This is a genomic window from Hydrogenophaga soli (assembly GCF_054777695.1).
In genome coordinates this window covers 28,802-51,151 of the sequence record NZ_BAAHAK010000003.1, presented here as the reverse complement: position 1 = coordinate 51,151, position 22,350 = coordinate 28,802, and the positions used below count along the sequence as shown (strand labels likewise).

At 65.8% G+C, this 22,350-nt stretch carries 23 protein-coding genes, 1 tRNA gene and 1 pseudogene; 17 read left to right on the top strand and 8 right to left on the bottom strand.

Annotated elements, in window-relative coordinates; all coding sequences use genetic code 11:
• Positions 1-68: 68 nt before the first annotated feature.
• The 5 genes from upp (at position 69) to ACYVB7_RS06055 (ending at position 4,930) form a co-directional block, all read left to right on the top strand.
• A complete protein-coding gene (gene upp / locus ACYVB7_RS06075; protein ID WP_460505784.1) occupies positions 69-704 on the top strand; it encodes a uracil phosphoribosyltransferase in 636 nt (211 codons plus the stop codon).
• On the top strand, positions 701-3,265 hold the full coding sequence (locus ACYVB7_RS06070; RefSeq protein WP_460505782.1) for an ABC transporter permease: 2,565 nt from the start codon (positions 701-703) through the stop codon (positions 3,263-3,265). The genes upp and ACYVB7_RS06070 overlap by 4 nt, the downstream gene beginning before the upstream one ends.
• A gap of 24 nt (positions 3,266-3,289) precedes the next feature.
• Positions 3,290-3,703: a group II truncated hemoglobin gene (locus ACYVB7_RS06065; protein ID WP_460505780.1), complete on the top strand. Its 414-nt coding sequence runs from the start codon at positions 3,290-3,292 to the stop codon at positions 3,701-3,703.
• 541 nt (positions 3,704-4,244) lie between these two features.
• A complete protein-coding gene (locus tag ACYVB7_RS06060) occupies positions 4,245-4,550 on the top strand; it encodes a hypothetical protein (RefSeq protein ID WP_460505778.1) in 306 nt (101 codons plus the stop codon).
• 5 nt (positions 4,551-4,555) lie between these two features.
• Positions 4,556-4,930, top strand: coding sequence for a nuclear transport factor 2 family protein (locus ACYVB7_RS06055; protein ID WP_460505776.1), 375 nt, complete (start codon positions 4,556-4,558; stop codon positions 4,928-4,930).
• A gap of 89 nt (positions 4,931-5,019) precedes the next feature.
• Here the strand turns inward: ACYVB7_RS06055 and ACYVB7_RS06050 are convergent, their stop codons facing one another.
• Entirely contained in the window at positions 5,020-5,658 is a 639-nt protein-coding gene (locus tag ACYVB7_RS06050; RefSeq protein WP_460505775.1) for a Smr/MutS family protein, read from the bottom strand.
• A 123-nt stretch (positions 5,659-5,781) separates the two neighbouring features.
• On the opposite strand from ACYVB7_RS06050, the gene ACYVB7_RS06045 reads away from it, so the two are divergent.
• On the top strand, positions 5,782-8,889 hold the full coding sequence (locus ACYVB7_RS06045) for a bifunctional diguanylate cyclase/phosphodiesterase (protein ID WP_460505773.1): 3,108 nt from the start codon (positions 5,782-5,784) through the stop codon (positions 8,887-8,889).
• Positions 8,890-8,919: 30 nt separating this feature from the next.
• Here ACYVB7_RS06045 and radC read toward each other — a convergent pair whose 3' ends face one another.
• A complete protein-coding gene (gene radC, locus ACYVB7_RS06040; RefSeq protein WP_460505772.1) occupies positions 8,920-9,594 on the bottom strand; it encodes a JAB domain-containing protein in 675 nt (224 codons plus the stop codon).
• A gap of 80 nt (positions 9,595-9,674) precedes the next feature.
• Between radC and ACYVB7_RS06035 the strand changes: the two genes are divergently transcribed.
• The 4 genes from ACYVB7_RS06035 (at position 9,675) to ACYVB7_RS06020 (ending at position 12,613) form a co-directional block, all read left to right on the top strand.
• A complete protein-coding gene (locus tag ACYVB7_RS06035; protein WP_460505770.1) occupies positions 9,675-10,121 on the top strand; it encodes an FKBP-type peptidyl-prolyl cis-trans isomerase in 447 nt (148 codons plus the stop codon).
• Positions 10,121-11,080 (top strand): 4-hydroxy-3-methylbut-2-enyl diphosphate reductase, encoded by a 960-nt coding sequence (gene ispH, locus ACYVB7_RS06030; protein WP_460505769.1) that lies wholly within the window; start codon positions 10,121-10,123, stop codon positions 11,078-11,080. Before ACYVB7_RS06035 ends, ispH begins: the two co-directional genes overlap by 1 nt.
• A gap of 68 nt (positions 11,081-11,148) precedes the next feature.
• On the top strand, positions 11,149-12,486 hold the full coding sequence (serS, locus tag ACYVB7_RS06025) for a serine--tRNA ligase (RefSeq protein ID WP_460505767.1): 1,338 nt from the start codon (positions 11,149-11,151) through the stop codon (positions 12,484-12,486).
• 35 nt (positions 12,487-12,521) lie between these two features.
• Positions 12,522-12,613 (top strand) — tRNA-Ser (locus tag ACYVB7_RS06020).
• Positions 12,614-12,744: 131 nt separating this feature from the next.
• On the opposite strand, the gene ACYVB7_RS06015 is transcribed toward ACYVB7_RS06020, so the two are convergent.
• Positions 12,745-13,089, bottom strand: a complete 345-nt coding sequence (locus ACYVB7_RS06015; protein WP_460505766.1) for a type II toxin-antitoxin system ChpB family toxin — start codon at positions 13,087-13,089, stop codon at positions 12,745-12,747.
• Positions 13,086-13,340 carry an AbrB/MazE/SpoVT family DNA-binding domain-containing protein gene (locus ACYVB7_RS06010; RefSeq protein ID WP_460505765.1) on the bottom strand — a complete coding sequence of 85 codons (255 nt, stop codon included), beginning with the start codon at positions 13,338-13,340 and terminating at the stop codon, positions 13,086-13,088. The genes ACYVB7_RS06015 and ACYVB7_RS06010 overlap by 4 nt, the downstream gene beginning before the upstream one ends.
• A 442-nt stretch (positions 13,341-13,782) precedes the next feature.
• Here ACYVB7_RS06010 and ACYVB7_RS06005 point away from each other — a divergent pair, with 442 nt between their 5' ends.
• The 7 genes and pseudogenes from ACYVB7_RS06005 to ACYVB7_RS05975 all read left to right on the top strand — a co-directional run bounded on the left by ACYVB7_RS06005 (position 13,783) and on the right by ACYVB7_RS05975 (position 19,322).
• Positions 13,783-14,052: a hypothetical protein gene (locus tag ACYVB7_RS06005; RefSeq protein WP_460505764.1), complete on the top strand. Its 270-nt coding sequence runs from the start codon at positions 13,783-13,785 to the stop codon at positions 14,050-14,052.
• Positions 14,053-14,189: 137 nt separating this feature from the next.
• Positions 14,190-14,642: pseudogene (locus ACYVB7_RS06000) on the top strand (JAB domain-containing protein); the annotation flags it as partial.
• A 465-nt stretch (positions 14,643-15,107) separates the two neighbouring features.
• Positions 15,108-16,100: a hypothetical protein gene (locus ACYVB7_RS05995; protein WP_460505763.1), complete on the top strand. Its 993-nt coding sequence runs from the start codon at positions 15,108-15,110 to the stop codon at positions 16,098-16,100.
• Positions 16,101-16,491: 391 nt separating this feature from the next.
• Positions 16,492-16,746, top strand: coding sequence for a helix-turn-helix domain-containing protein (locus ACYVB7_RS05990; RefSeq protein ID WP_460505762.1), 255 nt, complete (start codon positions 16,492-16,494; stop codon positions 16,744-16,746).
• Entirely contained in the window at positions 16,746-17,213 is a 468-nt protein-coding gene (locus ACYVB7_RS05985) for a hypothetical protein (protein ID WP_460505760.1), read from the top strand. Before ACYVB7_RS05990 ends, ACYVB7_RS05985 begins: the two co-directional genes overlap by 1 nt.
• Entirely contained in the window at positions 17,203-17,685 is a 483-nt protein-coding gene (locus ACYVB7_RS05980) for a CHC2 zinc finger domain-containing protein (protein ID WP_460505759.1), read from the top strand. Before ACYVB7_RS05985 ends, ACYVB7_RS05980 begins: the two co-directional genes overlap by 11 nt.
• Positions 17,682-19,322: a YfjI family protein gene (locus ACYVB7_RS05975; RefSeq protein WP_460505758.1), complete on the top strand. Its 1,641-nt coding sequence runs from the start codon at positions 17,682-17,684 to the stop codon at positions 19,320-19,322. The genes ACYVB7_RS05980 and ACYVB7_RS05975 overlap by 4 nt, the downstream gene beginning before the upstream one ends.
• A 672-nt stretch (positions 19,323-19,994) precedes the next feature.
• On the opposite strand, the gene ACYVB7_RS05970 is transcribed toward ACYVB7_RS05975, so the two are convergent.
• From ACYVB7_RS05970 to ACYVB7_RS05955, 4 genes are read right to left on the bottom strand one after another with little or no spacing between them, the layout of a single operon-like run.
• Positions 19,995-20,240 (bottom strand): hypothetical protein, encoded by a 246-nt coding sequence (locus ACYVB7_RS05970; protein ID WP_460505757.1) that lies wholly within the window; start codon positions 20,238-20,240, stop codon positions 19,995-19,997.
• Positions 20,241-20,249: 9 nt separating this feature from the next.
• Positions 20,250-20,525: a helix-turn-helix domain-containing protein gene (locus tag ACYVB7_RS05965; protein WP_460505756.1), complete on the bottom strand. Its 276-nt coding sequence runs from the start codon at positions 20,523-20,525 to the stop codon at positions 20,250-20,252.
• Positions 20,522-20,845: a type II toxin-antitoxin system RelE/ParE family toxin gene (locus tag ACYVB7_RS05960; protein ID WP_460505755.1), complete on the bottom strand. Its 324-nt coding sequence runs from the start codon at positions 20,843-20,845 to the stop codon at positions 20,522-20,524. The genes ACYVB7_RS05965 and ACYVB7_RS05960 overlap by 4 nt, the downstream gene beginning before the upstream one ends.
• Before the next feature lie 19 nt (positions 20,846-20,864).
• A complete protein-coding gene (locus ACYVB7_RS05955) occupies positions 20,865-22,241 on the bottom strand; it encodes an integrase arm-type DNA-binding domain-containing protein (protein WP_460505754.1) in 1,377 nt (458 codons plus the stop codon).
• Between the last annotated feature and the right edge of the window lie 109 nt (positions 22,242-22,350).

Here is a 22,350-nt window from a genome sequence, read left to right as displayed (position 1 = left end):
CTTGGCGCATGTCCGTTGCGGGCGGCTTTTTCCTCGGGAAAAACCGCCCCCTTGCCTGAAAGCCTGCCATGTCCCAGCCCCAAGTCCACGTCATCCAGCACCCCCTGGTGCAGCACAAACTGACGCTGATGCGCCAGAAAGACACCAGCACCAAGAGCTTTCGGCAACTGGTGCACGAGATCAGCGCCATGCTGGCCTACGAAATCACCCGCGACATGCCCACGCACAACATCGAGATCGAGACCCCGCTCGAAACCATGATGTCGCCGGTCATTGACGGCAAGAAGATCGTGCTGGCCTCCATCCTGCGGGCGGGCAACGGCTTTCTGGACGGCATGCTCAACGTCATCCCCAGCGCCCGGGTGGGCCACATCGGCCTGTACCGCGACCCCGACACCCTGCAGGCGGTGGAGTACTACTTCAAGATGCCGCAAGACATGCACGAGCGTGACGTGATCGTGCTCGACCCCATGCTGGCCACCGGCAACAGCGCCGTGGCCGCGGTGGACCGCCTCAAACAAACCAACCCCCGCTCCATCCGCTTTGCCTGCCTGGTGACCTGCCCGCAAGGCATCAAGACCTTCCACGACCGCCACCCCGACGTGCCCATCTACACCCCCGCGGTGGACCGCGGCCTCAACAGCCACGGCTACATCGTGCCCGGCCTGGGTGACGCGGGCGACCGCATCTTCGGCACCAAGTGACCCGCGTCTGGCGGCTGGCCGCGCGTTCGCTGTGGCGCGACTGGCGTGCGGGCGAGCTGCGCCTGCTGGTGGTGGCCGTGGCGCTGGCCGTGGCCGCGCTCACCTCGGTGGGCTTTTTTGCCGACCGCCTGCAAGGCGGCCTGCAGCGCGACGCCCGCCAGCTGCTGGGGGGGGACGCGGTGCTGGCCTCCGACCAGCCCGCCCCGCCTGCGGTGGCTGAGCAGCTGCGCCAGCGCGGCCTGCAGGCGGTGCAGACCCTCAGCTTCCCCACCATGGGCCGTGCGCCCGACGAACAGGGCGGCACCGCCCGGCTGGTGGCCCTGAAGGCCGTGGCCCCGGGCTACCCCCTGCGCGGCCAGTTGCAGGTGGCCCCCCAGCCCGAGGCGGCAGGCCAGCCCGTGGCCGACGTGCCCCCGGCAGGCACCACCTGGGTGGACGCCGGGCTGCTCAGCGCCCTCAACCTCGCGGTGGGGCAGGAGCTGTGGCTGGGCGACGCCCGCTTTCGCATTGCCGGCGTCATCACCCAGGAACCCGACCGGGGCGCGGGCTTCATGAGTTTTGCCCCCCGCGTCATGGTGCGGGCCGACGACCTGCCAGCCACCGGGCTGGTGCAACCCGCCAGCCGCATTGCCTACCGCCTGGCCCTGGTGGGGCCGGAGGCCGCGGTGCGCGGTTTTTCCGCCTGGGCGCAGGCCGAAATCGAACAAGGCCGCCTGCGTGGTGCGCGGCTGGAGTCGCTGGAATCGGGCCGCCCGGAAATGACGCAAACCCTGGGCCGCGCCGAAAAATTCCTCAACCTCGTGGCCCTGCTGGCCGCCTTGCTCAGCGCCGTGGCCGTGGCCATGGCCGCCCGCGGTTTTGCCCAGGCCCACCTGGACGACTGCGCCATGCTGCGCGTGCTGGGCCTGTCGCAACGGCAGATGGCCACCGCCCACGCGCTGGAGTTCCTGGGCGTGGGCCTGCTGGCCAGCGCCCTGGGCGTGCTGCTGGGCTACGGCGTGCACCATGCCTTTGTGGGCCTGTTGGGCGGCTTGCTGGACGTGGCCTTGCCCGCCGCCAGCCTGTGGCCCGCTGCCCTGGGCCTGGGCCTGGGGCTCACCTTGATGGTGGCCTTTGGCCTGCCGCCGGTGCTGCAACTGGCGCAGGTGCCGCCGCTGCGCGTCATCCGACGCGACGTGGGCGGGCTCAAACCCGCCTCGGCGGGCGTGCTGGGTCTGGGGCTGGCCGGGTTTGCCGCCATGCTGATGGCCGTGGGCCGTGACCCGGTGCTGGGCGGCTTGGCCGTGGGCGGCTTTGGCGGGGCGGTGCTGCTGTTTGCAGGGGCTGCCTGGCTGGCCGTGCGCCTGCTGCGCCGCCTGGTCAACGAGGCCACCGCGCCGCAGTGGCTGTCGCTGGCCACCCGCCAGCTCAGCGCCCGCAGCGCCCACGCCGTGGTGCAGGTCAGCGCCCTGGCGGTGGGCCTCATGGCCCTGGTATTGCTGGTGCTGCTGCGCACCGACCTGGTGGACAGCTGGCGCGCCGCCACCCCGCCCGACGCGCCCAACCGCTTTGTCATCAACATCCAGCCCGACCAGGCCGAGGCCTTCCAGGCCGCGCTGGCCCAAGGCGGTGTGGCCCGACACGACTGGTACCCCATGATCCGGGGCCGCCTGGTGGCCCTCAACGGCCAGCCCGTGCAGCCCGAAAGCTTCAAGACCGACCGGGCCAAACGGCTGGTGGAGCGCGAGTTCAACCTGTCGCACGCCGCCCAGATGCCCGGCCACAACACCCTGGCGGGCGGCACCTGGACCGCCAACGACCCCCAAGGGGCCAGCGTGGAAGAGGGCCTGGCCAAGGAACTGGGCCTGAAGCTGGGCGACCGCATCACCTTCGACATGGCGGGCGTGCTGCGCGAATCCACCGTCACCAGCCTGCGCAAGGTGGACTGGGCCAGCATGCGCGTCAACTTCTTCGTCATGTACCCCGTGGCCGACATGGGCGCGGGCACCGACGCCGAAGTGCCCGTGACCTACATCGCCGCCTTCCGCGCCCCCGGGTCGGTGCCGGGGCAGACCGTGCCATCGGCCCAGACGGCGCGGTTCGACAACGCGCTGGTGCGCGACTTTCCCAACATCACCGCCGTGGACACCAGCGCCACCGTGGCCCAGGTGCAGCAGGTGCTGGGGCAGGTGATCCGGGCGGTGGAATTCCTGTTCGGCTTCACCCTCACGGCGGGGCTGGTGGTGCTGTTTGCCGCCGTGTCGGCCACACGGGGCGAGCGTGAGCGCGAATTCGCCATCATGCGGGCGCTGGGTGCCTCGTCGCGCCTGCTGGCCCGGGTGCAACGGGCCGAGCTGCTGGGTGTGGGCCTGCTGGCGGGCCTGTTGGCGTCGGGCGTGGCCCTGGCCGTGGGCTGGGGGCTGGCGCACTGGGTGTTCGAGTTTGCGTGGCGGCCTTCCCCCCTGGTGCCGCTGCTGGCCGCGCTGGCCGGTGGCGCCCTGGCCTGGCTGGCCGGCTGGTGGGCCCTGCGCCCGGTGCTGCGCACCCCGGTGGTGGCTACGTTGCGCCGGGCTGCGCTGTAACCCCTGCGAGACGACCACAACGACATGACCGACGACGACACCCCCTCCCAACCCGGCATCACCCCGTTCGAATGGATCGGGGGCGAGGCGGCCATCCAGGCGTTGGTGGATCGGTTCTATGACCTGATGGACCTGGAGCCCGCCTACACCGAGCTGCGGGCGGCGCACGGCAGCACGCTGGACGAGGCGCGGCAAAAGCTGTTCTGGTTTTTGTGCGGCTGGCTGGGCGGGCCGCAGCATTACGTGGAACGCTTTGGCCACCCCCGCCTGCGCATGCGGCACATGCCGTTTTCCATTGGGGTGCTGGAACGCGACCAATGGCTGGCCTGCATGGACCAGGCCATGGGCGAGGTGGACGTGGACCCCGAGCTGCGGCAACGGCTGCGGCAGAGCTTTTTCCAGACCGCCGACTGGATGCGCAACCGCGCGGGTGCCTGAAGCGGTGGCGAGCCCGGGGCCCGGCGGGCGGGGGCCTGGGCGCTGGGTGGGGGCGCACATGCGCAGCCGAGAAGCACAGGGTGGCGGGAGGCACGCGCAGCGTGCTTCGTGGTCTGACTTGTCGCGGTTGTCTGAACAGAGCTTTGCGCAGCAAAGCGGCGTGAGTTCCGCGACGCTCCCATCGCCCGATGAACCGCCGCAGGGCCGTTCCCAAGGCGGTGAACGCCCCCTTGGGGGGCAGCGACCGCAGGGAGCGTGGGGGCCGTTATTTCCGCAGGGAACCCCGAAGGGGCCAGCATTCAAGCCCCCAGCCAGCGCCCAGGCCCCCGCCCGCCGCGCCCCGGGCCAGAGGGCGGCCATTCTTTGAGGAAAATTGGCGTCTACCGCTTGTAATGAAAGCGTGAGTAGCTATTGATTTTGTAGTATTTGGGTCGATGCTGACCTGTGCTGCAACCGGGGCGGGAGCGGGCATCATGTGTCAACCCGGGGAACGAACCGGGTTCAGATGGGGAGGTGACGATTGCGGACCAAGACATTCAGCATGCTTGATGAAGCGGTGTACCGAGGTGCGATCGCCCTTTTGGGTGCGTTGCTGGGTGCCTGCGCCACATTGGCGGTGGCTGCACTCTGGGTGCATTGGACGGAGGTCACAGTGGTTTCGGTGCCATGGGCCTTGCTTGTGAAATCTGGCGCCATGGCGGGCGGCGTCGTGGCAGCGCTCATGCCCGAGTGGATCATTCTGTGTATTCAAGTGTTTGGCACCGAGCCTCCCGCGCTGACGCAACGATGGTTTTGGGGAGCATTTCTGTTCGCTGCCGTTTTTTTTGCCACCTGTGTGTTCTGGTGAGTGCCATGACCGATCTCCTGTCCACCCTGCAAGCCCTGGAAGTCGAACTGCATCACCCGGGTGTTCGCTGTTCGGCGGCCCGGTTGGAGGCCTTGCTGCACCCCGACTTTCACGAGGTGGGGCGTTCCGGGCGGGCGTATGGCCGTGCCACGGTTGTGCGCTTCTTGAGCGAACAGCCGTCGCCGCCCGCGGTGGAGTCCAGTCACTTTGCGCTCACGCCCCTGGCACCCGGGGCGGTGTTGTTGAGCTACCGCTCGGCGCACCGTTCGCCCGAGGGCGGGCTGACGCTGCACACCTTGCGTTCGTCGGTGTGGCGGCAGGTTGGGGCGCAATGGCAGCTGCTGTACCACCAAGGCACGCCCGCGGCGGTGCCGTGGTGAGAACTTGAAGAAAAATGGGCTCTAGCGCTTTTTGATAAAGCGTGAGCAGCTACTGATTTTGTATCGTGTGCAGGTGCGCCACCCCCCACTCAGGGGCTGGGCGCCAGCAGCACGATGAGGGCGCCCGCGCCGCCGTCGGAGGCCCGGGCCTGCACAAAGGCCAGCACTTCCTTTTTCTGCACCAGCCAGCGCTGGGTTTTGCCTTTGAGCACCGGGGTGCGGCCCGGTGAACCCAGGCCCTTGCCGTGCACCACGCGCACGCAGCGCCAACCGGTTTTTTGGGCGTCGCGGATGAACTGGCCCAGGGCGGTGCGCGCTTCGTCGGAGCGCAGGCCGTGCAGGTCGATCTGGCCTTGCAGGCTCCAGTGGCCGCGGCGCAGTTTGCGCACCACCTCGGGGCTGACGCCGGGGTGGCGGTAGCTCAGGGCTTCGTCGGTGTCGAGCAGGCTTTCCACGTCGAATTCGTCGGAAATGGCCTCGTGCATCACGGCGCGTTCATCCAGCTCCCGCTGGCGGGCCACCGGGGCTGCGGGCGTGGGGCGGGTCACCACCCGGGTGGGCGTGCGCAAGGGACGAACCGGCCCCACGGCCTGGCGGAACAGCAGGGTGTCGGCCTGGGCGGCGCGCGCGGCGGCTTGCGCGGCCGCCTGGGCGGCGGCGCGGGCGCGAACCCGGTCCTGCAAGGTTTGCCGGATCAGCTTGAGTTGCGATTGGATCGCGGAAGTCATCGGGGCGCTGATGTGCTGTGCGAAGAGGGGGCGGTCGGGTGAATCCGTGGCCAGTCCGCGACTGTATCTTCATCCGCTGAAGCAACCGTGTCATGATCCGGTCTGGGGAGATATGAAAAAAAAATGACGATCAAAACACGCACCCGTTGGGAAGACATGAGTGAACTTGAGCAGGCCGTGGCCCAGCAGCTGACGCGTTTGCGCTGGCGTCTGTGCGGCTGGGTGGGGTTGTGTGCCTGTGCACTGGCCCTGCTGGCCACGTTGGGCCTGGACATCAGCAAGGCCAGCTACCGCCAGGTGGCCGAAACCGATTCGGCCAGCGCGGCGCGCATGCTGGAAACGTCCATCACCCTGACCGTTCGCGGGGTGGAGTTGGGCATGCGTTCCATGGCGGCCGATCTGGCCGCTTGTGCGGGCGACCGCAAGGGGTGCGTGCCGGATTTCCGCTGGACGCTGTCGGAGCACGGGCGGCACTTTCCCGAGGCCAATGCGTTTTATTTCATGATGCCCGACGGGCATTTGCGGCATGCCTTCTCGCTGTCCACCGGCTACCAGGAGGTGGATGTGGACGTGACCGACCGCGACTACGTGCTCAAGGCCTTGTCCGGGGCGGTGGAGCTGGCCGTTTCCGGGCCCCAGGTGGGGCGCATTTCGGGGCGGTGGTCGATCAACCTGGCCCGTCGGGTGGTGGATGTCAATGGCCACCTGCTGGGGGTGCTGGTGGCGTCGGTGGACCTGGAGCAACTGGAGCGGCTGCTGGCGCAGGTGCCGGTGGGCCAGCAAGGGGCCGTGTCGCTGCGCGACGAGCAGATGGGGGTGATCCTGCGGCTGCCCGAGAAAGAGGGCATTGGCAAGGCGGTGGGGGTGCGCAACATTTCGCCCCAGCTTCAGGCGTTGTTGGACGAGGGGCGCACGGTGGGGACCTACCGCGCGGTTACCCCCATCGACGGGGTGGAGCGCACCGTGTCGTTTGTGCGTTCGCAGCGCTACCCGTTGTATGTCAACGTGGGCTTGTCCGAGTTCGATTACCTGGCCGACTGGCGGCAGGAGCGTCGCCTGGTCTGGGGCACGGTGTTGGCGCTGTGTGTGGCCCTGGGGGCTGCGGCCTGGGTGTATTGGGGGCGGCGCAAGTCCCTGGTGGTGGCCCAGGTGCAGGCCGATCAGGCCCAGCGGGCCTTGCGCAAGGAGTACGACAAGACCGCGGCCATCCTCAAACACGCCAGTGACGGCATCCACATCCTGGACCGCCGCGGCCATTTGGTGGAGGCCAACGACCGCTTTTGCGAGATGCTGGGGTATTCGCGCATCGAGCTGCTGGGGGTTCACTTCTCCCTGTGGGAAGAGCGCCTGCCTCCCGCCAATTGGCAGCAACGGTTGGCGATGAACGGGTCCGAGGTGTTCGAAACCCAGCACCGCACCCGTTCGGGCCAGTTGCTGGAGGTGGAGGTCAGCCTGAATCGGTTTGACATGGGCGGGGAGCCGTACACGGTGGCGTCGTCCCGCGACGTGACCGAGCGCAAGCGTGCGCAGCGGCAGCAGCAGCTGGCCGCCAGCGTGTTCAGCCACGCGCACGAGGGCATCGTGATCACCGACCCAGACGGGGTCATCATCGACGTGAACGAGTCGTTCACCCGCATCACCGGCTACACCCGCGACGACGCGCTGGGCCAGAACCCTCGCATGTTGCAGTCCAGCCTCCACCCGCCCGAATACCACGCGGCCATGTGGAGCGACATCACCGCACACGGGCGTTGGTACGGCGAAGTCTGGAACCGCCGCAAGGACGGGCAGGTGTATGCCGAGATGCTGAGCATCAACGCCGTCACCGATGCCCAGGGCAAGCTCCAGTGTTACGTGGGGTTGTTCAGCGACATCACCTCCATCAAGGAGCATCAGCAGCGGCTGGAGCACATTGCCCACTACGACCCGTTGACCGATCTGCCCAACCGGGTGCTGCTCAACGACCGGCTCAACCGCGCCATGGCCCGCTGCCAGCGCCACGAGCAGTCCATGGCGGTGGTCTACCTGGACCTGGATGGCTTCAAGCAGGTGAACGACCAGCACGGCCACGAGGTGGGCGACCAATTGCTGGTGGCGCTGGGGCGCAAGATGGCCGCGTCCCTGCGCGAGGGTGACACCCTGGCCCGGGTGGGGGGTGACGAGTTCGTGGCCGTGCTCACCGACCTGGGCGCCCACGCCGACTTCACGCAGGTGCTGCAGCGGCTGCTGGACGCGGCCTCGGCCCCCATCGCGGTGGGGCCGCTGACCTTGCAGGTGTCGGCCAGCATCGGCGTGACGGTGTACCCGCAGGACGCTTCCGAGCCGGAGCAGCTGCTGCGCCACGCCGACCAGGCCATGTACCAGGCCAAACAGGACGGACGCAACCGCTTCCACCTGTTCGATCTGGCGCAGGATTCGGCGGCACGCACGGTTCGCCAGTGGGTGGATGCCGTCAAGCAAGGCCTGGCCCGCGACGAGTTCGTGCTGCACTACCAGCCCAAGGTCAACATGCGCACCGGGGAGGTGGTGGGGGTGGAGGCGCTGATCCGCTGGCTGCACCCCGTGGAGGGGCTGCTGTCACCGGGCGTGTTCATTCCCCTGGTGGAGGACGATCTGGTGGCGGTGGATTTGGGCGAATGGGTGATTCGCACCGCGCTGGCCCAGGCGGCCGAGTGGGCGGCGCAAGGCCTGCACCTGCCGGTGAGCGTCAACGTGGGCGGACGGCAGTTGCAGCAGCCCGATTTCCTGGAGCGCCTGCAAGCGCTGCTGCAAACCCAGCCGCAGTTGCCCTCCCACTACCTGGAAATGGAGATCCTGGAGACCAGCGCCTTGGAAGACACCGCGCACGTGCGGCGCGTCATCCTGGGTTGTCAGGACCTGGGGGTCAAGTTCTCGCTGGACGACTTTGGCACGGGGTATTCGTCGCTGGCCTACCTCAAGCAGTTGCCGGTGTCGCAGCTCAAGATCGACCAGGGCTTTGTCCGCACCCTCACCCACGAGCCGGAGAACCGCCCCATCATCGACGGTGTGGTGAGCCTGGCCCGGGCCTTTGGCTGCCAGGTGATTGCCGAAGGGGTGGAGTCGGTGCAGCACGGCCTGGCGCTGCTGGCGCTGGGCTGTGTGCACGGCCAGGGGTACGGCATTGCCCGGCCCATGCCCGCGGCCGATGTGCCCCAATGGGTGCAGGGCTGGCCTCAGCAGGCGGGGTGGGGCGAATTGCGGGCGGCTTGAGGCATCACGGCCCCGCAGCCCCCACCGCCGTCACACCTGCCCCAGCTCGGCCATGCTGGTGGCACCTTCCCGCCCCACCACGAAGTGGTCGAGCACACGCACGTCCACCAGGGCCAGTGCGGCCTTGAGGGTTTGGGTGAGGTGCTGGTCAGCCACCGAGGGTTGCAGGCTGCCGCTGGGGTGGTTGTGCGCCAGCACCACGGCGGCGGCCTGGTGGTGCAGGGCGCGGACCACCACCTCACGCGGGTACACGCTGGTCTGCGTGAGCGTGCCGCGAAACAGCTCTTCAAACGCCAGCAGCCGGTGCTGGCTGTCCAGGAACAGCACCGCAAACACCTCGTGGGGCCGGGCGGCCAGTTGCAGCTGCAGGTAGTCGCGCACGGCCTGCGGGCTGTCGAACACCGGGCGCTCGTGCAGCGTCTGGGCCAGGGCGCGGCGGGCCAGCTCCAGCACGGCGGCCACCTCGGCCCGCTTGGCCGGCCCCAGGCCCTTGATGGCCTTGAGCGCGTCGGTGGAGGTGTGCAGCAGCCCGGCCATGCCGCCAAAGCGGTCCAGCAGGTCTTGCGCCAGCAGCAGAACGCCTTTGCCCTGGATGCCGGTGCGCAGCAGCAGGGCCAGCAGTTCGGCGTCGGACAGGGCCCCGGGCCCGCGGGCCAGCAGCTTTTCGCGCGGACGGGCGTCGGCGGGCAGGGCTTTGAGGTTCATGGGGCCAACTTTCTACAATAGCGGCAGTTTAGCCAGCGGCAGGTGCCTGCCGCGCCCGGCCCCCTCACCCCCCTTGCACCATGCCCCTTGTTGAATCCGGATCGTTCCTGACCCTGCATTACCGCCTGTCCGACGCGCAGGGGCGTGACATCGTCAACACCTTTGCCGACAAACCCGCCACCCTCAGCCTGGGCTCGGGCGAGCTGTCGCCTTCGCTGGAAGAACGCCTGCTGGGCCTGGAAGAAGGCAGCCAGCATGTGTTCGAACTGCCCGCGGGCGAGGCCTTTGGCGAACACCAGCCGCAGATGGTGCAGTGGGTGGCGCGCAAGCTGCTCAGCCAGCTGGGCGACCCGCACGAGCAGTACCAGCCCGGTGACGTGGTGCAGTTCCCCACCCCCGACGGCCTGGGCAGCTACGCCGGCACGGTGCTGGCGGTGCGTGCCGACGGGGCCGTGCAGTTCGACTTCAACCACCCGTTGGCCGGCAAGCCGGTGCGCTTCGAGGTGAAGCTGATTGGGGTGCTGTGATGGCGGTTGACATTCTGCTTGCGGAGCCCCGCGGCTTTTGCGCCGGGGTGGACCGCGCCATCGACATCGTGGACCGGGCGCTGGCCAAGTTCGGCGCGCCCATCTACGTGCGCCACGAGATCGTGCACAACACCCATGTGGTCAACGACCTCAAGGCCCGCGGCGCCATCTTCATCGAAGACCTGGCCGATGTGCCGCCCGGGGCCACGCTGATCTTTTCCGCCCACGGCGTCAGCAAGGCCGTGCAGCAGGAGGCCGAGGCGCGGGGCTTTCAGGTGTTTGATGCCACCTGCCCGCTGGTGACCAAGGTCCACGTGGAGGTGGCCAAGCTGGCCAAAGAGGGTTTTGAATTCATCATGATCGGCCACAAGGGCCACCCCGAGGTGGAAGGCACCATGGGGCAGCTGAGCGAGGGCATCCACCTGGTGGAAGACGTGGCAGACGTGGCCCGCGTCCAGCCCCGCCAGACCGAGCGCCTGGCCGTGGTCACGCAAACCACCCTCAGCGTGGACGACGCTGCCGAGATCACCGCCGCCGTGAAGGCGCGGTTTCCGCACATCCGCTCGCCCAAGCAGCAGGACATCTGTTACGCCACCCAGAACCGCCAGGACGCCGTCAAGCTCCTCAGCGCCAAGGTGGACGTGGTGGTGGTGGTGGGCAGTCCCACCAGCAGCAACAGCAATCGCCTGCGCGAGCTGGCGGCCAAGCTGGGCACCCCCGCCCACATGGTGGACGACGCCAGCCAGTTGCAGCCCCAGTGGTTTGAGGGCCGTGCGTGTGTGGGCATCACCGCCGGGGCGTCGGCCCCGGAACACCTGGTGCAAGGCGTGGTGCAACGCCTGCGCGAGCTGGGGGCGGTGGCCGTGCGCAAAATGGACGGCATTGAAGAAACCGTGCGCTTTCCCCTGCCCAAGGGGCTGAAACTCGACGACGAGGCCTCGGTTCCTGATAACTCCTGAATTTGTAGCTGCTTGCGCTTTATTTGAAAGCGCTGGATGCCAAAAAACCTTGTAAAACTGACCTCACCATGCTCGACATTTCCCTGCTGCGCAAAGACCTGGACAGCGTCATCGCCAAACTCCAGACCCGCAAGAACCCACAGCCCTACCTGGATGTGGCCGCTTTCACCGCCCTGGAGACCGAACGCAAAACCCTCCAGATGCGCACCGAAGAGCTGCAAGCCCAGCGCAACAGCCTGTCCAAACAGATCGGCGGGCTCAAGGCCAAGGGTCAGCACGCCGAGGCCGAAGCCGTCATGGCCCAGGTGAGCGCCGCCAAGGCCGAGCTGGAAGCCTCTGCCGCCCGGCTCGACGTCATCCAGGCCGAGCTGCAAACCCTGTTGCTGGCCGTGCCCAACCTGCCGCACGACAGCGTGCCCGTGGGGGCCGATGAACACGCCAACGTGGAGCTGCGCCGCTGGTCACCCCAAGGTGGGCTGGGCGGCCAGCCCGCCCCGTTGGGCTTCGAGGCCAAGGACCATGTGGACCTGGCCCTGCCCCTGGGCCTGGACCCCGAAACCGGCGCCAAACTGGCCGGGTCCCGCTTCACCGTGATGAAGGGCCAGGTGGCCCGCCTGCACCGGGCGCTGGCGCAGTTCATGCTGGACGTGCAAACGCAGGAACATGGCTACACCGAGTGTTACACCCCCTACATCGTCAACGGCGAAAGCCTGCGCGGCACCGGCCAGCTGCCCAAGTTCGAGGGCGACCTGTTTGCCGCCAAGAAGGGCGGCCAGGACGGCGAAGAGGTGCCCGACACCCAGGCGCTGTACCTCATCCCCACCAGCGAAGTGCCGCTGACCAACTTCGTGCGTGACGAGATCGTGGCCGAGGCCGACCTGCCCATCCGCCTCACCGCCCACACCCCCTGCTTCCGCTCCGAAGCGGGCAGCGCCGGGCGCGACACCCGCGGCCTGATCCGTCAGCACCAGTTCGACAAGGTGGAAATGGTGCAGATCACCCACCCCGAAAAAAGCCACGAGGCGCTGGAGCAGATGACCGCCCACGCCGAGGCCGTGCTGCAAAAGCTGGAGCTGCCCTACCGCGTCATCGTGCTGTGCACCGGCGACATGGGCTTTGGTGCCACCCGCACCCACGACCTGGAGGTGTGGCTGCCCGCGCAGAACACCTACCGTGAAATCAGCTCGGTCAGCAACTGCGAAGCCTTCCAGGCCCGCCGTCTGCAGGCCCGCTTCAAGAACGCCCAGGGCAAGAACGAGCTGGTGCACACCCTCAACGGCTCCGGCCTGGCCGTGGGTCGCGCCCTGGTGGCCGTGCTGGAAAACCACCAGAACGCCGACGGCAGCATCACCGTGCCCGCCGTGCTGCGCCCCTACATGGGCGGCGTGGAAGTCCTCAAGGCCTGAGGCTGCTAGAATCGCTGGCTTACCTGAAACGACCCGGAAAGATGGCAGAGTGGTCGAATGCACCGGATTCGAAATCCGGCGTACAGGTTCTCCTGTACCGAGGGTTCGAATCCCTCTCTTTCCGCCAGTAGACATAGAAAACCCGCTCTCAGAAATGAAGCGGGTTTTTTGCTTTTTGCTGGGGGTGTTTTTGGCCGTGTAGCCACTGTGTAGCCGCCAGTACAGGGTTTCTTTGGGCGTGTGGGTGCTGGGTGGCTGTCAGTCCACCAGTGCGGCCACTCGGGCTCGGGCTTCCTCGGTCACATCATCCGGGGCGCGTTCAATGAGGCGTGCGCCCCTGGCTGTGGCGTCAATCATGCGGAACTGCTGCACCAGCACCACGCCCTGCGTTTGGGTGCCTGCGCCCATCAGCGGTACGGCCATGCCCACATCCCGGGCAAAGCCGCCGCCCTGGGTGATGGGGCACACCCCCACCAACCCAAGTCGGTTGATGGCTTTTGGGGTCAGCACCAGGGCAGGCCGTGTGCCCTGCTGTTCCCGGCCCTTGGTGGGGTCAAAGCCCAAGGCGATGATGTCGCCCCGTTCAAACGTGCGCCTGGTCAAAGCGCTGCCTCAGTACCCGTGGCGGGCATGGCATCCCATTCGGCATCCACCAGCAGCGGGGCCTTGCCCTGCATGGCCACCAGGTCGGACGCCGTGTAGCGCTTGCGCCGCTGGGGGGCCACCACCAGCCGTCCACCCTCTGCTTCCAGCGTGACGGCTTCACCAGCGTGCAGCGACAGCAGCCGGGCCAGTGGCTGCGGAATGGTCAAGGCGATGGAGCCGCCCGCAGCCCGAAGTGTTGATGTGTGCATGCGCTGCCCCTTGGTTGGTTGAAGTAGCACAAAGTTTAACAATCCTTGCAACCATGGGCCACCCGCTGGCGCTGTGTGCGGCGGGAGCAAGGGGGCGGCTGGGGGCAGAGGTTCGTTCTCCCCACCCCCTTGACGCCCCCACCGCACCCCATGGCACAATGCCCGCAAGCCGAAAGGCCCGGTGCTGAACACACCTTCGGAAAAGCGGTTGCTACCCCCACCGACAAGCGGGGTTTTGTCACGTCTGAACACTGCCTGCCTTGGCCCATGGTCAAAGCTGGCGCTGTGGCCGGGGTTACCCCTGCCGCGTTTGTTTTGGGCGGGATGCGTCTGTCCGTAAGGCTGGCGGCACGGCTTTTCCCGTGTGTTCAACATCCCGTCCACCCGTTGCCGCTGAACACGGTGCCGAGTGGGTTTCCAGTCTCGAAAAGGAGCCTGCCCCATGACCACGGTCATTCACCTGGCCAGCCGCCGCGCTGCGCCCGCACACACCCCGGCCCACGCCGTGCGCCAACCCGCCCACAGCCCCCAACCTGCCGACCTGGTGCACCTGCACATGCAGGCCGTCAACGCCCTGGGCCACGCCCTGCGCCAGCTCACCGGGCCAGATTGCAGCCCCAGCGGCTGGGCCACGGCCACAGCCAAGGCACACCGGGGCCTCAGTGCCCTGAAGCAGGGCTGTACGCTGCTGCAACAGGGCGGGGAGGGCTGACCATGGCACAAGTCACCGAAGCCCCTTTTCCAGCGCCAGCCACACCCACAGCCAAACCCCGCACCCGGCGCAAGGCCGAGGCCCGAGAAGTGGCCACGGCGTTTGCAGTCGGCAAGCCCGTGAATCGGTTTGGGGAGCCCGAAATGCCCGCGCATGAACAGGCTGTGGTGAATGCCGCCCTGGCCATCCTGGGTCAAAGGCTGCGCACACGCGGGCCGCTGTTTGAATGCCCGCAGTCGGTGCGCAATTACCTGGCTTTGGCCCTGGGGGACCGGCCCCACGAGGTGTTCGCGGTGCTGTTTCTCGACAGCCAGCACCGCCTGTTGGCGTTTGAGGAAATGTTTCGCGGCACGGTCACACAGACCAGCGTGTACCCGCGTGAAGTGGTCATTCGCGCCCTGCACCACGGGGCCTCAGCCGTGGTGTTGGCCCACAACCACCCCAGCGGCAGCCTGCAACCGTCGGCAGCCGACCGCCAGTTGACACTGACCCTGAAAAACGCGCTGGCGCTGGTGGAAGTGAAGGTGCTGGACCATTTTGTGGTGTCGGCGGGAGGTTCCACCAGCTTGGCCGAGCTCGGGCTTGTTTGATGGTGGGCTTGTAACATCGGTTTCGCCTCGGCTAGGCAGGGCCGCAATCCTGCCGAACCGTCAGACCTCCCGCTGACTTGCCGGGGCTCCTTTCACACGGGGGCTGCATTCGGGAGGATGCACATGGTTGTTGATTTGAAGTGGCACGATGCCATGGCGGTTGCTGGCGGGGCCTTCACCGCTGAAGAACGACAAAGTGGATGGCCGTTGTGCATGACACCTGCGCAGCTTGGACGGCTTCAACGCCCATGGGTCAAAGGCGACATCACAGCGCGAAACAGGTGCGCGTCGCTCGTTCAGGCCATCACTGAGGCGTGTCACACAAAGGCGCTACCGAGCGAAATTTCCACTCATCGGCAGCAAACAGCGCCAGCACGAGACGTACACCCTTCAGAGTTTGGGTCATGGCCCGAGAAATACACCCGCAATGGTCGGAGATACGCCTACACAGAGCCCGCCCAATACATGGACATTGAGGTCATTCGCATCAAGGCCCAAGCCATCGCAAACTGGCTCCAGCAGCAAGGCGAAGAACCCAGCGCCCATGTGGCCCATTGGTTCAAGTTGCGCGGCGTTTCGGCAGGAGTACAGGTGTTGGCACAGGCACCAAGCCCAGAGGTGGCGATTCCAGCGCCAGCCATTGAGCCAGAGGAAGGGTGGGTGTCAACCTGGAATGGCCGTGCATTGCGGTTCAAGGCAGGCCCTGCCGGGCGTCTGGTGCGTTTGGCTGAAGTCGTCAAATGGTTGATGCGTCCACCCCATGAATTGCCTCTTGCCGAGGCGGTCCGACAGGTGATTTCCAAGGTAGAACAAGCGGGGAGCGGCTTTGTTGCCTATGGGTTGGACCAAGTGGATTTCGCCCGGCCCATGCCCAGCGGATGGGACGCTGGTGCCCGCTATTTTCACGACGCTGAATACTTGGAGAAATTCACGCCTGCCGTGGCTTCAGTGCATGGCCTGCAAAGCTGGTTGATGGACCCCCGTGAACTCTCTCGGGGCGTGAATGCGCCGGGCTTCCCGACCGAGTACGACTCGGGCACCGAAACCCCTTTCGAGTTTTACGAGCGAGAGCCGCATGGCGCGGGTCTGGTGGCTGTGGACTTTGCAACCGCGCACAGCCTTTGGGGCTGGGGCCGACCAGCAGGGCAGGCTGCTGAAAAGGGCGAACCTGAAGCCTCTGCTGTTGCCACTGCATCCAACGCTCCAGCCGATGACCCGGAAGACGAAATTCTGAAGAGGGGGGACTTGATTGATGCCTTGCGCCCTCGTTGGCCGAGCATTGAAAACGACTTGTCTGAAGCCTCACGAAATGGGCTGAAAGAGGTTGCGCACGCCGGGCATGGCCGTTATCGCAAGAATGCCGCTGTTGCTTGGGCCAAGAGTCGCGGAAAGTACAAGGAAGCCCCACCCAGCAACCTGGGGAGTTCAATTTTTCCTTCGCTGGTTCACCGAATGTAGGGCTAGCGTTCGTCCCGAAATTCGGGGTTTTGCGGACTTTCTCGGGAAAGTTCGGGGTGCGAATACTTCGGAACCGTCTTCAACAACTGCCAGATGGCAAAGGACGGTTTTCAATGGCAAACATCATCCCCTTGGGGTCTACCCCGTACCCCCCGCTACACGCTGAAACGCGACCTGCGGTGGGCACGAACCAAGCTGCCTACTACCTCACGCGCAAACCGCAAACGCTTCGCACCTGGGCATGCTTTGAAAGCGGTCCGGTTCGACCTGTCCGCGTCAATGGCCGTCTGGCCTGGCCTGTGAGCGAAATCAAGCGGGCGTTGGGGGTGGCGGCATGACCCATCATCAGTTCACCCTGCCGGGCCTAATCCCAGCCCCTTTCGCTCCAACGGTGCCAGCCCCCGGAAGCCGTGCTGAAGCCCTGCTGCACACGCTGGCCAGCCGCAAGGCTCTGACCCAACTCGAATGGCTGACGATGGGCAACGGCTGGCGATTGGCCGCCACCGTTAAGGAGTTGGATTACCTCGGGTGGCAGGTGCGCCGCACTCGGGTGGAGGTCAGCGGCTGGCCTAAACCTGTGGCGCAGTACAGCCTGTCGCGCCGTGCGCGTCGGCTGGTGGCTGCCTGGCGAAAGGCGGTGCACTGATGGACGCCGACGCCCAAAAAATTCACCAGCAGCAAGTCGATGCCACTCGCGCAAAACGCCGGGCCGAGCTGGTCGAGCAAGCTGGCACCTTGTACCTGGGTTTGGCCCCGCGGGAGCTTTTCCGGCTGAACTTCGGGTATGGCGACGCGCAAATGCTGTTGCGGGTGTTTGCCTCTGGGCGATACCGCGTGGCGTATTTGGACGATGGGCATGTGTGCATCGAAGGCGAGTTGGCCGAGCTGAGTTCGGGGCACGACACGGGGCGTGAACTGGCCACGGTGGTGAAACGGCTTTTCGAGGGCACGGGGCCTTGCGAGTTGTATCGCGCCAGCTTCGATGCCGACGGCAGCAAGGTGCTGCGGGTCAGTGCCGATGGGGCTTACCGCATCGTGTGCGGCGTGTCCGGGCGCGTTCTCGTGGAGGGGCCACTGGCCGAACTGGCAGGGGAGGCACGCCATGGGCTTTGAACGTGACCGACTGCCCGACCCCCTGAGCTACTACACCGACACCGCCGGGCTCCAGTTCCGCGAAAAACGCGGGCTGTGGCGCACCGCCAAGTGCCCTTGGCACGGGGGCACCAGCCTTCGCATCAACAGCCGCACGGGCGCATGGTGTTGCATGGCGGGCTGCGGTTCTGGGGGGGACTCGTTGAGCTTTCACATGGCCCTGCACAGCCTCGTATTCATGGAAGCAGCCCGCCAGCTTGGGGCCTGGGTGGATGACCCGAAATCAGCGCCAGCACGCCAGTTCCGGCCCGCTGGGCTCTCTGCCCGGGACGCGCTGCGCCTGATGGCCCACGATGGGTTGATGGTCGGCATCGAAGTTGCCCGGGCGTTTCAGCTCGGGCAGGTGGACGAGGCCGCGAAGAAATCGGTTCTGTCCGCTTGCGCCCGCATTGGCGTGGTGGCACGGGCAGCGCTGGGGGAGGGTGACGCATGAGCGGCGACATTGACGCACTGCGGGCCGCGGTGGATGCACAGGCCGGGCCTGTGCCCAAGGGCAGCACATTTCCACCGCAGGAGTCCTGGGAGGCCGAGCCAGCCGTTGAAGACGGGGTGGGCCTTCCCCCCGAGCCCGAAGGCTGGCCCGACCCTTCGCTGCCTGGGGTCATGGCCACGCCTGAAATTCCCGCAACCATCCTGCCGGGTGCGTGGGGTGCCATGGCCGAACACGTTTCCCGCTCCACTCAGACGCCGCCAGCAATGGCTGTGGCCTGTGCGCTGGGGGTGCTGGGTGTGCTGTTGCAACGCCGTTTTGTGGTGGACCTCGAAACCTTCGCCGAGCCGCTGGCGCTGTGGACGGTTTCCGTTTCGCCCAGCGGCACGCGAAAGACAGGGGTGGCCTCTGCATTTCAAGCGCCGTTGGTGGCCTGGGAAAAGCGGCAGGCTGACCGAATGCGTGGCCCCATTGCCCGCAATACCGCCATTCGTGAGACGGCACTGAAGCGTGTCGAACACCTCAAGGCGCAAGCGGCCAAGGCCAGCGAAGCCGACTTGGAAGCCTTGCGGCGTGACATTGAGCGGGAGCTGACCAGCATGCCCGACGAGTTGCGGGCTCCCCTGCTTTTTGTCGAAGACATTACGCCCGAGAGCCTGCAAAAGATGCTGGGCGACCATGGCGGACGCATGGGGGTTTTGAGCGATGAACCGGGCTTGTTTCGCATCTTGTCCGGGCTCTACAGCGGGAGCGGCGGGGCCAGCTTGGAAGTGTTTTTGAAGGGCCATGCCGGTTCGCCCCTCAAGGTGCATCGGGCCAGCAGGTCGGTCTTCGTGGACCGGCCAGCGGTCAGCATGAGTCTGATGGTTCAGCCCGACTTGATGAAGGATTTGGCGGGCTCAAACCAGTTCCGGGCCAGTGGGCTGATGGCTCGTTTCCTGTACGCCGTACCCGTTACCAACGTGGGCAAGCGCAACGTGTACGACCGCCACAAGGTGCCTCCCGAGGTCAAGGCAGAGTATGAAAACGCCGTGCTGGCCATGCTGGAGGGGCACCTTCCAGACACGACCGATGGAGCCCAACCCACCCAAGGGGACACCAAGCCCATTGCCCTCACGCTGAGCGACTCAGCCATGGAGCTTTGGCTTGAGTTTTCCCAGCAAGTGGAAGACCAGCATGGCGAAGGCGGGCCGTTGGACGCCATTCGGGATTGGACCAGCAAGCTGCCCGGTGCAGTGGCCCGGGTGGCTGCGGCGCTGCAACTGGCCGCCAGTGGCCTGGATGCCCGGGAAATCGGATGGGAAGCCATGGGCAATGCCATCAGGCTTGCATGGCTGCTGGTGCCCCACACACAGGCCGCATTCGGGCTTCTGGGGGCCGACAAGACCGAGGCCGATGCCGTGGCCTTGCTGAAGTGGGTCAGGGCCACGGTGGAGGCCAGCGGAGTGCATGAGTTCACCCAGCGAGACGCGCAGCGGGCCATGCAAAGCAGGTTCAGTTCGTCCGAGAAGCTGCAAAAGGCTTTGGTCAAGCTGATGGAGTGGGATTGTGTGCGCCTGGTCAAGCGCCGGGCTGAGGGGGCCAAGAAGCCTGCCACGGTGGTGCAGGTCAACCCCGGATTAATGTCATTGGCTCCATGACATTAATCGGCTTTGCGGGCGGTCAATGCCAAGGCCCAGCCCATGAACGGGCTGAATCAGGGCAAAGCGGGCTTAGGACTGTCACAAAGTCTGCTTTGTCCTAGAAATGAAATTTGGAATATTTTATTTATTTTCAATGACTTACGCGAATAAGCGCCTATCCCCTATGACACATGACATTAATGACGTTCTTCCTTCTGAGGTGCATGGGCAGGCAGTCGGGCGGTGATGTTCGGTCGGGTGCTGGTGGGGTGTTTGTGGGGATGGAAGGGTAAAACGTCATTAATGTCATGTGTCATAGGGGGTAAGGGTGTGTGGCTGGCCTGACGGCTGCGCAGTGCATGCAGTGCCCACCCTCACCGGGGCAGGGGGTGGTCGAAAGTCTGGGCCTTCATGCCCCTAGACCGCTCGGTTCCCTTCGTGTGCACAACCGCGAAATGGGCAGGGGGGAGGGGGCAGGTGGTGAAGGTGGCCCCCCTGGGTCAGGTTCTTCCTGGGGGGGGCAACGCGGGTAATGCGAGCCGCCCTGTCGGACTGTTTTGGGGGTGTCCCTAAGGGGGTTGCATGGCAGCTTTGCGTCCCTGAGCTGCCCATTGCCCGCCAGTGCGTTTGTGTGGTCACTTCGGCTTCTACACCTTCACGGTGGGCGACATGCCAGCCGTGGCGGCCATGTCAACGAATGAGCCTAATCAGCTCTGCCGCTTGCTCTGGAGTCATGCCCTGTTTGCGGAAGAAGTCCGGAATAGTCATCATGAGGTCAGAGGCTGTTAGCTTGTGGTTTGCCTCAAGCTCTTGGAGGATGGTGCGCTCCGCGAGGGAAAAAGGCCTCATGAGTTCAGCGGCTGTTTGCTTGCGGTTTGCCTTGAGCAAATCAATGATGAAGTCCGCCGCGTTGGTGTGTCGTTGCTGGTCGGCCATGGGGTGCTGTCACATCTCCAGCCGTACCACTGCTCGCGCACCGCATGCCTGTGCATACCGCTGCACGGTTCTCATGGACGGGTGACGCTTGCCGCCTTCTAGCCGTGCAATCACGCTTTGTGTGGTGCCCATGCGCTGGGCCACATCGGCTTGTGTCAACCCTGCGCGGTTGCGGGCGGCAATCAGCTCATGGGCCATGTCGAACTCATCGGCCAATGCGTCGTATTCGGCCTTTGTTGCAGGGTTGGCCAGCAATTTAGGTTTGAGTTCAGCCAGTGTTTTCATTCGAGTGCATCCAGTCGTTTGCGGGCGGTTTCCAGTGCGCTGCGCGGGGTGGTTTGGGTCTTCTTCACGAAGACGTGCAGCACCAACAAGCGGCGGCCATGAACAGCGGCATACACGGCACGGGCGATACCGTCTCGCCCTTGCATTCGCATTTCCCACAGTTTGCCTTCCAACGGTCGAATGTGCGGTAAGCCGACACGCTGCGGCCCCATGTCCTCAAGCAGTTCAGCGATGCGGATGAATCGAGCTTGCATGTCTGACGGCAGGGCCAGCAACTCAGGTTCAGCCTGTGGGTGTAGTGCAACTGTCCACGCTTTCATGATATAGCTTTTTTGCTATTTACGCGGCCACAAGTGCCAGCTTGCCCGGCTGTGCCGTGGCTTCGAACTGCACCCCGGCTTGCTCCAGCATCCATGCCTCAATCTTCTGGTGCCACACCCGCAGCAGGTCCACCGGGCGCACGGTGTAGTGCTTTTCGGCGGTGGCGCTGGGCTTGTGGCCCATGATTTGCGCCACGATGCCCGATGGGCACTCCACCCACTCAGCAAGGCTTTTGAAGCTGCGGCGCAGCCCGTGCAGGCTCACATGCGGCAGGCCCGTGACGGCAAGGGCCTTGCGGTGGTGGTAGGTGGCATCGTTGTCAATGGTGGGGCGGGCTTCGTCCACGCCAAACACCCATGGGCCACGGCGGGGCAGGGTGGCCATGTGGTGGGCCAGAAAGGACGGCAGGGGTATGACCCGCAAGCCCTCTACCTTGTCATGCAGGGTCAGGGAGCCGCCGAACTTGAATTCAACGTCCGCCCAGCGCAGCCCGGCAACCTCGTTGGCCCGGGCACCCGTCAACAGCAGCGCCAGCAGGTACACGCGGGCCATGGGGCTGTTGAGCTGTTGCACGCCTTCGAACCAGCCGGGCAGGTGTTCGCGTTGCAGGGCGTCGGTCTTGGGGGTCTGCTTGCGCACCAGGCGGCGCACGTCCTTGGGCTTGTGGGCGTCGGCCTGGGCAATGGCTCCATAGGCGGGGTGGGCTGCACACCAGTTCAGAAAGCCGCGCAGCAGCCGGAATGCCAGCGCAGCGCGGGCTGGCCGGGCGGCTGATTCGGCCTTGAGCCACACGGCCACGGCGTCAGCGTCGATGTTGACCAAGGGCTGTGCCAGCAGGGCATGCAGGGGGCCGGGCTGGGTGACCATGCCGCGCTTGCGGCGGTAGGGCTCACCGCCTGGGGCCACCATGTCCACATGGTCACGGGCGTGGTGTTGCCCCCAAGGCCCACGGCTGGTGAAGCCCACCTCGGTGCCCTCTTTGGCGTAGTCGGCCCATGCTTGCAGCCCTGTGACGCTTTGGCGGGCCTGTTCGGCTTGCTGGCGCTGGTGTTCGGCCTCTCGTTCTGCCTTCTGCTGTTTGTCCAGCTCCCGGGGGTCGGTGCCCGCGTCCAGCAGCACGGCCAATCGGCGGGCTTCGGTGCGGGCTTGCTCGATGGTCCACGATTTCACGTCGCCGATGGTGCGACGGATGGTCTGCCGGTTCAGCTTGGCTTCGAACACAAACGACTTGGCCCCGGTGTTGGTGACCCGAACCCGCAGCCCGGGGGCCTTGGCGTCGCGCAAGAAGGCTTGCGCCTTGGTGTCGGTTCGGCAGGTCAGGCGCTCGATTGCGCCCACCGTCAATTCAATGGCCTGGGTGGTGTCTGGTGCGTCTGTTTTCTTGGGCCGTGCCATGCTGATTACTCCCGTTGGGTTTGGCTACACCGGGAGGCTGTGTAGCCACGGTGTAGCCACTGTGTAGCCAAAAACCCCCAATTTTCCCGAATTCAAATCAACGCATGTT

Coding starts and splice junctions, on each gene's coding strand:
- ACYVB7_RS06060 (WP_460505778.1), top strand. CDS start 4,245: ATGCTTGATGAAGCGGTGTACCGAGGTGCGATCGCCCTTTTGGGTGCG.
- ACYVB7_RS06035 (WP_460505770.1), top strand. CDS start 9,675: ATGCCCCTTGTTGAATCCGGATCGTTCCTGACCCTGCATTACCGCCTG.
- ACYVB7_RS06065 (WP_460505780.1), top strand. CDS start 3,290: ATGACCGACGACGACACCCCCTCCCAACCCGGCATCACCCCGTTCGAA.
- ACYVB7_RS06010 (WP_460505765.1), bottom strand. CDS start 13,340: ATGCACACATCAACACTTCGGGCTGCGGGCGGCTCCATCGCCTTGACC.
- ACYVB7_RS05985 (WP_460505760.1), top strand. CDS start 16,746: ATGGACGCCGACGCCCAAAAAATTCACCAGCAGCAAGTCGATGCCACT.
- ACYVB7_RS05980 (WP_460505759.1), top strand. CDS start 17,203: ATGGGCTTTGAACGTGACCGACTGCCCGACCCCCTGAGCTACTACACC.
- ACYVB7_RS05965 (WP_460505756.1), bottom strand. CDS start 20,525: ATGAAAACACTGGCTGAACTCAAACCTAAATTGCTGGCCAACCCTGCA.
- ACYVB7_RS06005 (WP_460505764.1), top strand. CDS start 13,783: ATGACCACGGTCATTCACCTGGCCAGCCGCCGCGCTGCGCCCGCACAC.
- ACYVB7_RS06055 (WP_460505776.1), top strand. CDS start 4,556: ATGACCGATCTCCTGTCCACCCTGCAAGCCCTGGAAGTCGAACTGCAT.
- ACYVB7_RS05995 (WP_460505763.1), top strand. CDS start 15,108: ATGGACATTGAGGTCATTCGCATCAAGGCCCAAGCCATCGCAAACTGG.
- ACYVB7_RS06050 (WP_460505775.1), bottom strand. CDS start 5,658: ATGACTTCCGCGATCCAATCGCAACTCAAGCTGATCCGGCAAACCTTG.
- ispH (WP_460505769.1), top strand. CDS start 10,121: ATGGCGGTTGACATTCTGCTTGCGGAGCCCCGCGGCTTTTGCGCCGGG.
- upp (WP_460505784.1), top strand. CDS start 69: ATGTCCCAGCCCCAAGTCCACGTCATCCAGCACCCCCTGGTGCAGCAC.
- serS (WP_460505767.1), top strand. CDS start 11,149: ATGCTCGACATTTCCCTGCTGCGCAAAGACCTGGACAGCGTCATCGCC.
- radC (WP_460505772.1), bottom strand. CDS start 9,594: ATGAACCTCAAAGCCCTGCCCGCCGACGCCCGTCCGCGCGAAAAGCTG.
- ACYVB7_RS05960 (WP_460505755.1), bottom strand. CDS start 20,845: ATGAAAGCGTGGACAGTTGCACTACACCCACAGGCTGAACCTGAGTTG.
- ACYVB7_RS05975 (WP_460505758.1), top strand. CDS start 17,682: ATGAGCGGCGACATTGACGCACTGCGGGCCGCGGTGGATGCACAGGCC.
- ACYVB7_RS06045 (WP_460505773.1), top strand. CDS start 5,782: ATGACGATCAAAACACGCACCCGTTGGGAAGACATGAGTGAACTTGAG.
- ACYVB7_RS05970 (WP_460505757.1), bottom strand. CDS start 20,240: ATGGCCGACCAGCAACGACACACCAACGCGGCGGACTTCATCATTGAT.
- ACYVB7_RS05955 (WP_460505754.1), bottom strand. CDS start 22,241: ATGGCACGGCCCAAGAAAACAGACGCACCAGACACCACCCAGGCCATT.